13 protein-coding genes are annotated in these 14,839 nt (G+C 43.7%); 9 read left to right on the top strand and 4 right to left on the bottom strand.

Going from position 1 to position 14,839, the window contains the following annotated elements:
• Positions 1-434: 434 nt before the first annotated feature.
• Entirely contained in the window at positions 435-935 is a 501-nt protein-coding gene (locus PWYN_RS09125) for a GerMN domain-containing protein (protein ID WP_036650554.1), read from the bottom strand.
• A gap of 32 nt (positions 936-967) precedes the next feature.
• Positions 968-2,368, bottom strand: coding sequence for an N-acetylmuramoyl-L-alanine amidase family protein (locus tag PWYN_RS09120; RefSeq protein WP_036650552.1), 1,401 nt, complete (start codon positions 2,366-2,368; stop codon positions 968-970).
• 773 nt (positions 2,369-3,141) lie between these two features.
• On the opposite strand from PWYN_RS09120, the gene PWYN_RS09115 reads away from it, so the two are divergent.
• The 3 genes from PWYN_RS09115 to PWYN_RS28640 all read left to right on the top strand — a co-directional run bounded on the left by PWYN_RS09115 (position 3,142) and on the right by PWYN_RS28640 (position 4,139).
• Positions 3,142-3,327: a hypothetical protein gene (locus tag PWYN_RS09115; protein ID WP_036650549.1), complete on the top strand. Its 186-nt coding sequence runs from the start codon at positions 3,142-3,144 to the stop codon at positions 3,325-3,327.
• Positions 3,328-3,629: 302 nt separating this feature from the next.
• A complete protein-coding gene (locus PWYN_RS09110) occupies positions 3,630-3,917 on the top strand; it encodes a hypothetical protein (RefSeq protein WP_036650548.1) in 288 nt (95 codons plus the stop codon).
• A 54-nt stretch (positions 3,918-3,971) separates the two neighbouring features.
• Positions 3,972-4,139, top strand: coding sequence for an S-layer homology domain-containing protein (locus tag PWYN_RS28640; protein ID WP_084146663.1), 168 nt, complete (start codon positions 3,972-3,974; stop codon positions 4,137-4,139).
• Between the two features lie 121 nt (positions 4,140-4,260).
• Here PWYN_RS28640 and lacZ read toward each other — a convergent pair whose 3' ends face one another.
• Positions 4,261-7,389 carry a beta-galactosidase, LacZ type gene (gene lacZ, locus PWYN_RS09105; RefSeq protein WP_036650547.1) on the bottom strand — a complete coding sequence of 1,043 codons (3,129 nt, stop codon included), beginning with the start codon at positions 7,387-7,389 and terminating at the stop codon, positions 4,261-4,263.
• Between the two features lie 116 nt (positions 7,390-7,505).
• Here lacZ and PWYN_RS09100 point away from each other — a divergent pair, with 116 nt between their 5' ends.
• Positions 7,506-8,330, top strand: a complete 825-nt coding sequence (locus PWYN_RS09100) for an AraC family transcriptional regulator (protein ID WP_036650546.1) — start codon at positions 7,506-7,508, stop codon at positions 8,328-8,330.
• Here the strand turns inward: PWYN_RS09100 and PWYN_RS09095 are convergent.
• Entirely contained in the window at positions 8,305-8,763 is a 459-nt protein-coding gene (locus tag PWYN_RS09095) for a sigma-70 RNA polymerase sigma factor region 4 domain-containing protein (protein ID WP_036650545.1), read from the bottom strand. The two genes, PWYN_RS09100 and PWYN_RS09095, sit on opposite strands and share 26 nt — an antisense overlap.
• 445 nt (positions 8,764-9,208) lie before the next feature.
• Between PWYN_RS09095 and PWYN_RS09090 the strand changes: the two genes are divergently transcribed.
• The 5 genes from PWYN_RS09090 (at position 9,209) to PWYN_RS09070 (ending at position 14,832) form a co-directional block, all read left to right on the top strand.
• On the top strand, positions 9,209-9,931 hold the full coding sequence (locus tag PWYN_RS09090; protein ID WP_036650543.1) for an SDR family NAD(P)-dependent oxidoreductase: 723 nt from the start codon (positions 9,209-9,211) through the stop codon (positions 9,929-9,931).
• A gap of 36 nt (positions 9,932-9,967) precedes the next feature.
• Complete coding sequence (locus PWYN_RS09085) at positions 9,968-10,603, top strand: ThuA domain-containing protein (protein WP_036650541.1); 636 nt, start codon at positions 9,968-9,970, stop codon at positions 10,601-10,603.
• Positions 10,604-10,754: 151 nt separating this feature from the next.
• Positions 10,755-12,518 carry a spore germination protein gene (locus PWYN_RS09080; protein WP_036650539.1) on the top strand — a complete coding sequence of 588 codons (1,764 nt, stop codon included), beginning with the start codon at positions 10,755-10,757 and terminating at the stop codon, positions 12,516-12,518.
• 29 nt (positions 12,519-12,547) lie between these two features.
• The gene (locus tag PWYN_RS09075; RefSeq protein ID WP_036650537.1) at positions 12,548-13,639 is read left to right on the top strand and encodes a GerAB/ArcD/ProY family transporter; all 1,092 of its coding nucleotides are present in this window, start codon (positions 12,548-12,550) and stop codon (positions 13,637-13,639) included.
• Complete coding sequence (locus tag PWYN_RS09070) at positions 13,636-14,832, top strand: Ger(x)C family spore germination protein (RefSeq protein ID WP_036650535.1); 1,197 nt, start codon at positions 13,636-13,638, stop codon at positions 14,830-14,832. The genes PWYN_RS09075 and PWYN_RS09070 overlap by 4 nt, the downstream gene beginning before the upstream one ends.
• Positions 14,833-14,839 lie beyond the last annotated feature (7 nt).

Raw genomic sequence — 14,839 nt, 5'->3', positions numbered from 1 at the left:
AGTAATAAAACCCTTGGTGCATCGGAGTTATTGATGCACCAAGGGTTTTGACTATTTTATATGGAGGAATGCTCAGTGAAATTTATTAAGAAGGTTAGCTTTTGGCTACTTCTAATTTCTTTAATAATATGTATTTACAACTTATCTGGGCACGATGACAAAAACATATTACTATTTTTCTCAAGTCCATTATTATTAGGGCTTAATCCTTGGTTGACTAGGACCACTTTTGAGAATGAATTTATTGAGAAGGCTGTTCCCTACGCTCTACATTTTTTCTCTTGGTTCTTAGCTGGTATCTTAATAGATTGGATTATATCATTGTTCAAAACAAAGTTATGAGCGGAGAAGGTAACCAACCAAAGAAAACCGAAAAAAATATATACACACGGCTGATGTGAGTACCACCAGTTGCTATTACCGTTGGTGTAGATTTATTCACGGTTTATTGGGTGATTCAATTCTGCATGGCCCATTAGACTTTCAGGTGATTCTCCATCGACAAGCAGATCGATGCTGTGAACTTCCTCAAATTGGAAAAATGTTTCTCTAAGTACATCTAGGGCTAGAAGCTCTCCCCCAGCACCTAATCTTGCTTCATCCGGAATATGCACATCTAATGTCAACTTTCCTTTATCGAATTTTGTTGACAGTAAATCAATCTTGTTCCACAAGGAGACCCACTCGGTTTGATCCTTACTCTGAAGAGCTGCAAACGTCTTACTGTATTTGTCGGAGTTATCTTCAAAAGTAATTTCCTTCGTACTCTTCTCTAGTTGGGTTAGTTGAGCATCAACGTAATAGACCTGAATTTCTGCAGTACTTGCAGAATTAGAACCTTGCACCGGGCCTGAAGAAGTGTCCTTATTTCCACAACCTACGGCTAATAAACTGATTGCACATACTAAGATAGCAAGATGAATTCCTCTTTTCATAGAAGCACATCCTCTTTGAGTTTTTTGCTGTCTTACAGCCTCAGATACTCTTTTATCCCATCTACGATGGCTTGAGCCGCTTTGGTTTGAACACTCTCTGACATCATAACCTCTTCGTCCAACTTATTACTTAAAAAACCCAATTCGAGAAGAACTGCGGGCATCTTTGTTTCTCGAACGACCTGTAAGTTGCCGTTTTTTACACCACGATCTTTTAGTCCCATTGCTTGGACCAAATGCTTATGAACGATGTTTGCTAGTTCCTCACTACTTGCACGCTGGTAATAAAACGTCTCGGTTCCCGTTGTCTGTGGGGAAGAGCGTACGCTGTTTCCATGTATGGATACAAACACATCTGCATTTAGATCGTTAGCTAATTTAACCCGTTCTGAACGTGTAGGATAAACATCTGTTTCGCGAGTCATGACCACTTCTATTTCGGGCTCTTGTAACAAGATCGCCTGAACTTTAAGGGCTAAAGCAAGGTTGAAGTTCTTCTCATGTTTGTTTGTAATACTCGTTGTACCTGGATCACTTCCTCCATGCCCTGGATCAATAACTACAATTTTTTTGCCAGAACCACTAATCGGGGTTGCTGATGTCGGATTGTTTACATTCAGATCAAGAATGAATTTGCCGTCAATATATTGTTGATTATAATTAACCGAACTTACATTGTTTAATTCAATAACTATTTGAACTTGGGCTAGATCATTCTTGAAAAGAGAATAGCGCACTTCAGTAAGATTCGGAGCATCACCAGTACTCAACTTCCCCATGGATCCAGCTGGCACGGGTTGAATCATATTACCGAAATCCGTAGATGGGAAATCCACTACAATACGGTCGGGATTTTTCAGTGTAGTAATGACTGGAGTAACCTCACGGTCTAACGAGACGACGAGTTGATTGTTTGCATAATTTATTTCGTGAACAAGGTTGGTTGTCGCGTCATTTTGACTACTGTTGGTTGGAGACGATGGTGGAGAGGTAGTAGGGGTGCTTGCTAGAGTAACTATCTTTTCTTGGTTATTCCAGCCTACCCTCAAGCCCATTTCTTCACTAACAAACCGAATTGGAACGACAACGGTATTTTTGATTATTTGTGGGGCAATATTGAGCGAAACGGTACTGTTATCCACGGACGCCTCTTGCTTTCCAACAGTTAATGTAATTGTTTTAGAGCCTTGTTGAATATTTACATCCTTTGTTTTTTGATCCCAAATCACGTTAAACTCTAAGTTCTCGGCTACCACTCGAATGGGAATCATAATATTGTTGCGAACATTTACGACTTCAACTTCATTAGGTAAATTTAGCTCCTGGCCATCTAAAATAATTTTTGTTTGAGTGGTTGCTGCATGAGACTGAACTGGCATGAAGCAGAATAGTATTAGTGCGCTTAATAAAAACAATAGTACTGATTTTTTCATTTTACACCTCGGTTTAAAATTAACGTCTTACATGACCTCTAGATTTTTTAAAAAAATGAACTATCGACCAATCAATAAAGCAATACAATAACGATCCAAATAAGATTTCTTAAATTAGAAGAGAGGCATCAAGTATGCGGGGTATTAACAATCACCTCCTGCGACCCGCAAGGTAGCTCAAGAACACTAAATGCTTGAATATTACATAATTCTACATTTATACATATTTATCCTGTAAATACGAGAAATTTTATGAAAATATATATAATTGTTACAAATGGACGGATTAAATTATAGTGTTACTAGAGATGTAGTAAACAAACCCGAAGTGGAAATCCATCATGACAAATGTGACAAGGGTTTGTTTTGACTATTATATAGGGGAACAACAAGTAAATAAGTGTACTTTGTGCAATTATATTAGGAGGATAAAGTCATCCTTTGGATTTAAGTGTACTTTATGCATCTAAAATGGGATATTAAGCGCTTTTGGCGGAAATTGATGGATTTAATTGTACTGAATACATCTATTAGTCGGAATTGGTAAAAAGAGAGAAGTTTAGTTGCACAAAGTACAATTAAATCGACAATCGAATGGGTAAGGAAGGTAGGGAACGTTAATGGGGTTGATATAGGTGGACAAAAAGCTTAGTGTTGTTAATACTATGAAGGGTATTACAGATGCAATTGATCATAAAACGGTGGTTATGTATGCATCGAGTATCGGTTCGGGAAATGAATGATTTATTCGCGTTATAAAGGAGGGGCAATGTGTGAGTAAGAAGAACCAACCAGGGGCGATACTTGCAGCCTCTGCGTTGTTAATTATACTTAGTACCCAGATTCACCCAGAAAATTCAGCACTCTTGGGTGTTGTTCAGACGGTTCTGCTTGGTGTCGGAATGGTAGGCTGCTGTATGGCTATCTGGAGCTTTAGTAGAGGAAGCAAGAAAAAGTAATTTGGATTGAGAATAAGCCGGGGCTGAGGCCCCGGCTTATTATTTAGCTGCATGTCTCTATTGCGATGCAGAATGTTCCACTATGGAGTAGAGGTCTATTTTACTAGAATGCACATTGACGTTATACCTTAGTGGAACTATATCCCAACGTTTGATATATGTCGAAGTCCGTTGTAGTAAGTAAATGATCAGGATTATGATTGCCAGGTTGCCAACGGACATTAAATCGATAGATTTAGGGTTTTCCTAGGCATGCCCAGCGGGCTTTTGTCTGGGATTTTTACTTTTTAGGGGGAATATTATTGTTGACCGTAAAGCACAAAAAATGGACAATGTTTCTGAGTTTTCTAGTGTTATTCAGCTCGATTACCTTATCACCTCAACGTATCTTGGCATCCTCAACCTCAAGTCCGCAGGAACCCTCGTTTATCGATGCAGATCCGACTGTGAGTGTTTCAGGCAAAGTGACTTGGAAACCAGCCGTATCGGAAGACAGTATTGCCGGTTATGCTGTAAAGTTGTTAGACGTTAACAATCAATTATTGGGTGTACCCATGAAGATTAAACATTCCTGCCCGATAACGAGATAAAAAGAGCAGAAATGGCTGTTATTATGCATAGAGCTCTAAAAGGTTTATAGTGATATGAATGAAATTCCATCCTTCGCTCTGGACTCTGTTGCGATATTAACAGAAAAAAATATTTTTAGCGGAGTAAATGGGTTGTTCGAACCTAACGTAAATACAGATCGTGCCCAAACTGCAGAGGTCGTCTATCGGATGATGAAAGCTCTAAATTGGATGGGTGAGTGATAGGAAGGTAGAACTCCTATAACGGTGATATATATATCCATATAGAGAAAAAGGAGTCTTCCCAAAAAGCCATGCTTGAACCGGCTAATGGGAGACTCTTTTTTTGTCGATATTTTCTTACTTACACCATCCGAATCGTAAACCGAAACCCATAAGTTTGATCCGCCGGCAAAGTGAATTCAGGATGTGTCGTCGCGCCCCAGCTGTTGTCTCCACCTACACCCATTTGCTTGTAGTTCACACGCACAACGGTTTTATTACTGGCTGGCAGCTTATATATGTGATCATTCGCTTCCAACTCAGCGGGTGTCCAAGGCAAGGCATTTAGTTCCAGTACAGGATCGCCATCCACACGGAATCCTGAGCCGTTTATACCCCCAGTGATACTGGCAAAACGCACATCCGTTTTGTTTCCGCATTCTTGAGGCCTTATATACGGAACGAACTGATCCTGGACACTTCCCGAAAAATATCCAAGTCTGGCGCCTGTCTTCCGGTCCCAGTAATTCTCATGCGGTCCGCGGCCATACCATGAAACGGTGTCGAGTCGATCTTCAACGATAAACATGAGGCCAATTTCAGGAATCTCCGGCAAGCCCATGCCCGGTGATAGCTCTTCAAAGACTTCAATGGAGCCATTTTCTTGGATTCTATATTCCAATATCAGTGAAGAAATGGGTACGGTGGGTACGGTGTACTTAGCACGAACAGTTACGCCATCTACATTCTTATGCGATTCAAAGGAAGCTAGTGTACAGCCAGCTCCCGCTGTATTCCAAACCGCGCAACGCTCATGGTGTTTGTTCCCTAGATCGTTATCCGTAACTGCACGCCAGAAATTCGGACGAACAGGTTCGAGCAGCAGTTCCTTGCCTTTATTTTGCATAGAGATCAGATAACCGCTTGAAGTACTGAATTGAAGGGAGACATCCGCCGCCTGAACAGTTAAACGCCCTGCTTGTTCCTCCACAATCACACCACGATCTGATGTCAAAACAGAGTCTTGATCCTGACCCGCCATAAACTGAGGTGTAGGCAGCAGGAATTGTTCCCATGCCACTTCATGGCCTGCGTCTGCCCAAAGGGTGGATTTCTTCAATTGCAGGCTAAACGTGAGGACATGCTCGCCCTCGGATTGCAGGTTAGGTTCATCGACCACGGGAACCGAAATTTCTGCCGATTCTCCTGCAGGGACAGCCAGATCAACAGTACCCTTAAGCACAGGATTGCCGTTACAGCTTACTTCCCAAGCCAGTGCGTACTCCGCCAAATCCGTAAATAGATTCTGATTGGTTACCCGATAAATGCCTCGCTCTAAATCGACAGCCTCAAATTTAACATTCTGGTAGCATTTCTTGACCTCATACAGCTTAGGAGATACTGAACGGTCAGCGAAAATCAAGCCATTTCCGCAGAAGTTGCCGTCATGAGGGGATTCCCCGAAGTCTCCGCCGTAGGCCATATGCATGGATCCGTCGGCTTGCTTAAGTCGAATCGCTTGATCAATCCAGTCCCAGATAAAGGCACCCTGTAAAATATCATATTTCTCAAAAACTTCCCAGTATAGATGCAATCCCCCGCAGGAGTTGCCCATTGCATGGCTATACTCGCATAGAATATAAGGCTTCTTTGGATCATTAAGCGCATACTGTTCCACATCGGCCGGACTAATGTACATGGTGCTCTCAATGTCCGAGGCAACATCGCTCTCGCGATAGTGAAAGAGGCCTTCATAATGGACAAGCCGGGAGGGGTCTTCTTTCTTAAGAAAATCATGCATAGCCACAAAGTTATCACCGCCAAAGGACTCGTTACCGAGTGACCAGATGACGATGGAAGGGTGGTTTTTGTCCCTTTGGAGCATTGAATTACACCGATCCAGTACATTCGCGCGCCATTCAGGTCTACTGCCGGGTACCGTATTTCCGCCTAAGTCTGTCTGTCCATAGCTCCACGAACCATGTGTCTCCAGATTGGTCTCATCAATTACATACAGCCCATATTGGTCACAAAGGTCATACCATATGGTCTGATTCGGATAATGCGAAGTCCGAACGGCATTGATGTTGTGTGCTTTCATCAGTAGAATGTCCCGTACCATATCATCGACATCAATTGATCTGCCGGTATCGCATGAGAATTCATGGCGGTTCACGCCCTTAAAGACGATCCGTTTTCCATTAATCTTCATTAAACCGTCCTTTAGCTCGAATGTACGAAAGCCAACACGGCAGCTAACGGCTTCCATGAGCTCTCCATCCACATGATGTAAAGACAACACTAACGTATATAGATTCGGATGTTCCGCACTCCATTTTAACGGGTCAATAATAGAAGAAGAGAATTGGAGCGTCTGGGTAGAAGCGCTATTGAAGTAGACTGTCTGTGAAAGCGGCTGATCAAAGATAGCGTTCTGATCGTGATCATAAAGCTGCGCATGCACAATAACTGCCTCAGCGGTTCTTTCAAAATAATCCATAAGCTTCACATCCAGCTGCAATTCAGCATGCCGGTACTGCTCATCCAGTTCTGTTCGAACAAAGAAATCATAAATATGGGCTTCCGGTGTTGTATATAGATAGACATCTCTAAATATGCCGCTAAGTCTCCAGAAATCCTGATCCTCCAGCCAACTGGCGTCACACCAACGATACACTTCAACGGCAAGCTTATTGTCTCCCGGGATTAGATAAGGAGTTAAGTCAAATTCCGCAGGGGTGAAGGTATCCTCGCTGTATCCGACCAACTCTCCATTGAGCCAAACATAGAAGGCAGACTCCACACCTTGAAAGCTGATGAAAACAGGCTTCCCGCTCCAGTCCTCCGGTACAGAGAAGGTTCGTACATAAGACCCAACCGGATTATATTGGGTGGGAGCAAAAGGCGGTTTGAGCTCCGGCTCACGTTCACTCCAGGGATACCGTACATTCGTATACTGAGGGTAGTCATATCCATGCATCTGCCAATGAGAGGGAACGTTCAGTTCAGCCCAAGAACTGCAATCATAGTTTTTTTCAAAAAAGTTACGTATGCGTTGATCCGGAGTCTCTGCATAGGCGAATTTCCACATCCCATTCAAAGACAAATAGTTGGGCGAGGATTGTGGATCTCCAAGCAAGGCATCCTCTGTTGTATTAAAAGGTATCCATGTAGCATGGGCATCCATTCGGTTGATCTGAAAACATTCGGGATTATTATTCCATTCCGGGTACCCGTTGGTAGGGGGTGAATAGACAAGTTTTTTTCGCATTTCATGCACTCCTGCCGTATAGTTGAATTATATTATATTCATATTATATAGACCTGATTTCCTGAATTATATGCAAGTATTTTCAAGTGACTATAACAATATGAAACGGAGTCGTTATGAAAAGCAAAATGGTTTTCAGTAAGGTAGATGAGCTGACGGAAGAACTCCCTCTATATGTATCCTCCGTAGGGTATTGGGATCATCAGGTGGAAATGGTGCGTCCCGAGGGTTTTCCTGATTTTCAATATCATCAAGTCATTAGCGGTGAGGGGGAGTTATTGGTTGAGGGGACTCGAATAAAGATTGGGGCAGGGAATGCTTTTATCTTGTATCCCGGCATACCTCATACATATAGACCCCTCCATGATCCGTGGGAGCTAGCTTGGGTATCCTTTAATGGGCGGGAAGCCGCCCGGATTTTAGCCTTTGGAGGTATCCATAGTTCTGGGGTAAGACAAGTGAATGGTGAAATACTGTTATCGAATCTCTGGGGGATGTTGGCCATAGCCGAAACGAGACAAGCGGGTCAAGAAATGGAGTTTTCAAAGTTGCTTTACGCCCTTTTGCTGGATCTAAGCCGGCAATTAACGGGTTCCCAGAGCCCTGACCGCCATACAGATCGGCTGGCTCCGGTGCTTCAATATATCGAAGCGAACATGCACAGACCACTGTTATTACAGGAACTTGCGGATATCGCAGGGATTACGCCGCAGTATTTGTGTTTGCTTTTCAAAAAAAGGTTGAATATCAGACCCATGATGTACGTCAATCAGGAAAGAGTCAATCTGAGCAAAGCGCTTATGTTCAGGGAAACCGGTAAAAGGATTCAGGAAATCGCTCAAATGGCAGGCTTCGAGCATCCAAGTTACTTCAGCGCTCAATTCAAGCGTTATACCGGTATGTCCCCTGAACAATTTAAACAATTACATGGGTTGAATTGAGATAGGAGTGCTTAATTTCACCGTTCATTTTTTCGCGTACACGTCTAAGCTTTGCTTTTAGTGCAGGTGGAGTCTCTTCAAGGACAGCACTTATCTCTGAAAGGGGAAGCTTCAGGCCGAACCGGAGAGCACACAGCACTTTATCGGCAGGGCATAACATAATTTCGGATGAGGATGTACAGCTTTCCAGGAAAGCATAGCATTCCCGTATACAGATTTGGTAAGCCTGGATCGGACCGAGCTGAGGGTTGAATCGGTCTTGCCGAAAGGATTTGTGGAGCTCCGCGAAGGTGTGGATGGATACTTCCTCCGCTTTCACTGAGGATTCTGTCAATATGGAACTCAGGGAATATACGCTGCCGGTATACTTTTGCACAAATTCAGCAAACAAATGGGCGTTGGTTCGACTATGACTGAGCGAGGGGGCTGTCATTCTACACTTTCCTTTCGGCACAAAAAACCGCTATACAGAGGAGGACCTCTGCTTGCGGTTTATAGGCGCAGTTATCGTAAACCTCGCGTATAAGCTAGCGGATCATGGTTCTCTCTTATGATGCTTACGAGGTTAGCTGTCGGCGTATATTCATTTAGTTTGGATTTAATCCGAATCATACTCTTTGGGTAGCCATTTGTAAAAAACGGAAAAACTTCATTTTGGCTGAAATAGGCACAAAATAAGGCGGTAATAATGGAAAAATGAGTTAAATCCTTATTTATTGACGGTTATGATCCTCGTTGGTGCAGGATGCTCTTTCTTTGCTTCAGTGAGCAATGCTGATGGGCAGTAGGGGCGTTGAAAAAACGCTTACATCGTGCTAAGGTGAGAAAGATGCAATCACACGATCATGTCTTTAATAGATAAGGAGTGTCCACGTTAAATGAAAAAAACCGCTTGTGTAACGGGTGCCGACCGGGGTCTGGGATTTTATATTTCGGAGTGGCTTTTGAAACATGATTATACGGTATTCGCTGGACAGTACATGGAGGAGTCGGAAGAGTTAACGGCATTAAAGGATACATACCCTGACCAGCTGGAGCTGGTTCCATTGGATATCGGCAGTGATGTTAGTGTCAAACGGGCGGCGCGTCTCATTGCCGGCAAAACCCGCCATGTGGATCTCATCGTAAACAACGCCGGTATTATCCATAAGGATGATGATGCCACGATGCTTGTGGAATTGGATTATGAGGTTATAAGTCGCCTTTATAACGTCAATACCTTAGGCGCTCTGCGGGTTAGTAATGCACTGATGGGTCTGCTGCTGCAAGGATCCCGTAAGCTTATTGTGAATATCTCCTCGGAGGCGGGCAGTATCAGTCGGAATCAACGCACTAATATGTATGGTTACTGTATGTCCAAGAGTGCGCTCAATATGCAATCCTCCTTGATGCATAATCATCTTAAGGAACTGGGCGGGCAGGTTATGGTATTCCATCCGGGCTGGTTGCAGAGCTACATGAACGGCCAGAAAAATGAGGAAGCTACCACGCCTCCAGATGAGTCAGCAAGCAAGATTATGACGATAGTTCAGGATGCCCAGAAATATCTGGGTCAAGAACCGGCTTACCTGGATCTGGATGGAAATCCTTGGCCTTGGTAAGTGAATCCAACTCATAACAGGGAAGGCGTTGATCAGATGGCTAGGATAAAAGCTCTCGCTGTAGGTAGTTATTCAGAGGTGAAATACCATCCTTTTGCAGGTGTGGACGGAGAGCTAAGTAACATCCTTGAGAATGACATAGAGGTAACTTGTACCGAAGATCTTACTATGTTTAATGAGGAAGCTCTTAGCGCTTATCCACTCGTTATATCCTATAACGAATTTTCGGATCACCCGCTTCCGCAGGAACAGGTTGCCGCATTGTTGTCCTATGTGGCAGGCGGCGGTGGACTGCTGGTCATCCATAACGGCATCTCCTTGCAGAGTAATCAAGAGCTTGGCCTTATGCTGGGTGCACGATTTACGCATCACCCGGAGTATACTGCTTTGTCGGTTACCATTACTGAACCAGAGCATCCGATCATGCAGGGAATTGGGGACTTCGTAATAGATGAGGAGCCGTACTATTTTGAACAACATCCTTATCTGAAAACAACGGTACTTGCAGAATATCCACATGACGGTGAGATGAGACAGGCGGCTTGGTGCCATGAGTTCGGTTTAGGACGTGTGGTCTATTTAATGCCGGGTCATCATTTGCCTTCTTTCTCCGTAGCACCTTTTCGACAAATGATCCGCCAAGGTGCCTTGTGGGCAGCTGCAAAGTTGTAGACTTTGGACTAATTAATAAGGGTTTAATATAGAGCTCAACTGTAGCGAAAGCTGCGGTTGGGCTCTTTTTTGTGCTGTTCCTCTTTGTATGCATGAATTGCTCCGCTTTGGTAAAAATAGGTCAACGAGCTATATAAAGGAGGCAATCATAGTGTGGAATACGATTATGGACTTCTTTCCAAGTTGGGCAGTGCTTATCCAGGGACTGTTTATCCTCGTCGTCCCAGTTGCTATAACCATTGCTGTAAAGTGGCTTGAACTGAAGGAAGAGCAAATGAGCCAGAGAGGAATCAAAGCAGCAGGCCGTAAGGGTGGCGGGGTTCCAAGTGCACAGAAACCTGGAGAAAAGGTACAGAAGAGCACTCCATCCTCCGGTGAAAATAGAGACAATGTCCAAACAAATACTGGATTTGGCAAAGAGGAAGAGGCCTCGGCCGAGGTATTTACTGGACGCTTTCAGGAAGATCTTCAACAATTTAAGGACATAAGTATGGATATGTCAGATGTTAATGTGCGGGAATTTTACATTGGTCCTTTAAAGATTAAGGCGGCACTCTTCTTTTTGGCAGGGCTTACGGACAAGGAGGGAATGGACCACGATATTTTGAAACCTTTAATGTATGCTGACCGCCCCTTTGAGGGGATGACATACGCTCCGGAGGAAGCATCTCTGAAAGACATTATAGTAAATCAAGTGATTACAGCCTCGGAGATCGAATATACCGATCATTTAATAAAATCACTGCAGAAAGTTCTCTTTGGTGCAGCAGTTCTGATGGTGGATGGCATGAAGGAGGTATTTGTACTAGGGACCTCCAACGGTAGAACAAGAGGAGGAGAGGAACCTATCTCAGAAGCGCTATTGCGCGGTCCGCGGATCGGATTCAATGAGACACTTAGTGACAATACGTCAATGCTGCGCAGGCATGGGAAAACTACAGAACTTGCTATGATTTCTTTTACCGTAGGAAAAAGGGTACAGAAAGAATTGGTTATGACTTATATGAAGGATATTGCGAATCAGGAGCTTGTTGAGGAAGTAGAGCGAAGAATTCGAACCATAGATATAGATGATGTTCAGGAATCAGGTTTTGTGGAGCAGCTGATTGAAGACAATTATCTCAGTCCCTTCCAGCAAATTCAGAATACCGAGAGGCCAGACCGTGTAATGGCCGCACTGCTGGAGGGTAGAGTCGCGATACTTCTTGACGGAACACCGTTTGCGTTGATAATGCCCGTTACATTCAGCATGCTACTGCAATCTCCAGAGGACTATTATGACAGGTGGTTACCGGGCTCAATGCTTCGTTTACTCCGCTTTTTTGCGGCATTTATATCCCTGTTCGGGCCTTCTTTGTACATTTCTTTCCTGTCCTTCCACCCTGGGCTTATTCCTACCAAACTAATTATTTCCATTCTTAGTTCCCGTCAGGGAGTACCATTCCCTGTATTAATTGAAGCACTGATCATGGAAATTTCTATAGAAATATTAAGAGAGGCTGGCTTGAGGCTTCCTAAACCTATAGGCCCAGCGATGGGAATCGTCGGCGGCCTCATTATTGGCCAAGCTGCGGTGGAGGCAGGGATTGTCAGCCCAATCCTTGTAATCGTTGTAGCAGTAACGGCGATTTCCTCTTTCTCTATGCCCATGTATAGCGCCGGTATTACCTTGCGGTTGCTAAGATTCGCAGCTATGTTCTCTGCAGCTATGTTCGGGTTGTATGGGGTTATTTTATTCTTTCTTCTACTGGTCGCCCATCTAATCAAACTGAAGAGTTTTGGGGTGCCTTATGTAGGGATGTCGGTACCTTATCGTATGAGTGACTGGAAAGATTTCTTTATAAGAATGCCGCTGCAATTTATGAAACGCAGACCGACCCTACTGAAACCAAAGAACCCTATTAGAAAGGGTTAAGAAATTAGGGCAACATGGAGGTTAAGAATATGTATACTAAGCCACGTGATAAAATAAGCGCCGGTCAAGCGACGATTGTTATGGTCAATTATATAGTGGGTGCAGGTATTTTAACGCTTCCCCGCACAATGGTGGAGGCTGCGGGGACGCCCGATGTATGGATATCTGTTATCTTGGGTGGTATAGCTTCGATGTTGACAGGGATCATAATGGTCAAGTTGTGTCAGCGGTTTCCAGGTGAGAGCTTCTTCCAATTTTCCAGGAAAATTATTGGCAAGCCGCTGGGAGCATGTCTAAATATAGTTATCGTTGCGTATTTTTTATCTATTGCCAGTTTTGAAGTGCGAACCGTACAGGAGGTAACGGGTTTCTTTCTGCTTGAGGGAACACCGGCCTGGGCTATAGGTGCCTCATTTATGTGGATTGCCCTCTACTTATGCAGGGGAGGAATCAATGCAGTTTCCCGGTTGTGCAGGCTGATCGTTCCGATTACATGGACGATTTTCTTTGGAGTTTGCCTAATTAGTCTGGAGGTTTTTGATCTTAATAATTTACGGCCCGTCCTAGGTGAGGGAATAGGGCCGGTATTGAAGGGAATTAAACCAGCAGAAGTTACCTTTACATTAGGGGAAGCTATGCTTTTTCTTACTGCTTTTATGGAGAAGCCAAAGAAAGCTGTGAAGGTTATAGTTGGAGGGACGGCTATAGCAACAGTTTTTTATGTTGTAGCTGTTGTCTTGACAATCGGTGCTTTTTCCGTTGATGGGGTCACCACTCGAACTTGGCCATTCCTTGATTTGATACGCAGCTTTGAGGTGAATTATCTTATATTTGAACGTTTTGAGTCCCTGCTGATGTCGATCTGGATCATGCAAATTTTCTGCTTGTTCTGCATTAGCTTTTATGGTGCGGCTTTAGGCTTATCTCAAACCATAAATAGGAAATTTCACAATGTCCTATTTGCCCTCCTGCCATTAATGTATATATTTTCCCAGCTTCCACCCAATATTAATGGGTTATTTAAACTTGGGGCGGCGAATGGGAATTGGGCCATTATATTATTTGGGCTCCTGCCTTTGCCAATGTTACTCATCGCACGTTTAAGGAGGGTAGGATCATGAGACGCAGGGGAGTAATCCTTTTGCTGCTGGCAGGATGTATTCTGCTTTCTGGTTGCTGGAGTAGTTCGCCCATTGAGGATTTAAATATACAGGTAGGTATTGCTCTGGACGCTGCAGATGAAACTGGAATGGAAAAAGAATTTGAGAAAAAGGGCGGTAAATATCCGAAACGGAATAAGATAACCTGTACCTATCAATTTATTATTCCCGAAGGCTCATCATCTGGCTCCAAGAGAGATGGGACCCAATCTAAAATTTACTACAATATGTCTGATACAGGGGACTCTATCTTCGAGACTATCCGGGAACTATCACTGCGTACGAACCGTAACCCCGTTGGACATCACCTGAAAACCATTGTGATCGGAGAGTCGCTTGCACGTACAACTAATCTCGCCGAGCTTATAGATTTCTTCACCCGTGATAATGATATTCGACTAAGTGTACTGGTGCTGGTCAGCAAAGGAAAGGCCAGCGAGGTACTGGGTCAAGCACTACCGAATCAAATTCCTGCATTGGTGCTTAAAGGCATTTATAACAACCGAGATCGGAACACCCGGATATGGGAGCCTTTATCTTTAGCTAAATTAATTGGCCCGTTACATGGGAAGACCAGCTTTATAGTGCAGAACGTTATCAGTTCAGGCAAAGAGCCCAAGTTTGCTGGAGCCGGCGTAATTAAAGGAGAAACAGGAAAGCTAGTCGGTTTTCTCGATGAGTCTGGGGTGGAGGGCCTGATTTGGCTTACGGGTAGGGGTAAGGGTGGAGTGCTTAAGATGCATGATGCAGAGGATGATAAACTTATTACGTATGAGATTAAGACTATAGGTAGTAAAATCAAGGCAAAGGTAAAGGGTGACGATATCTCTTTTCAGGTAAAGGTAGAATCAACAGGAAGATATATTGAGATGTTCGTTCCCGGCGGAGAGCCATTAGACGAGTCTCGTATAAAGAAAGATGAGAGAGTGCTGGAGAAGCATGTGAAAGAGATGATTCAAAAAACAGTGGCTAAAATGCAAGGAGAATTCCATGTAGATGCTGCTGAATTTGGAAGAATCCTGCATATCCAACACCCGGACGTATGGAACAAGGTGAAGGAGAATTGGGATGATACTTTTAGCCACACTCCGATTACGTATGAGGTGAAAATCGACATCAAGGATTATGGGGCTTCCGGAACAATGATTGAATAGTTGGAAA

Origin of the sequence: Paenibacillus wynnii (assembly GCF_000757885.1) — a bacterium.
GTDB classification, from domain to species: Bacteria; Bacillota; Bacilli; order Paenibacillales; family Paenibacillaceae; genus Paenibacillus_AQ; species Paenibacillus_AQ wynnii.
The sequence above is the reverse complement of the archived record's forward strand: the minus strand, read 5'-3'. Positions and strand labels throughout refer to the sequence as shown.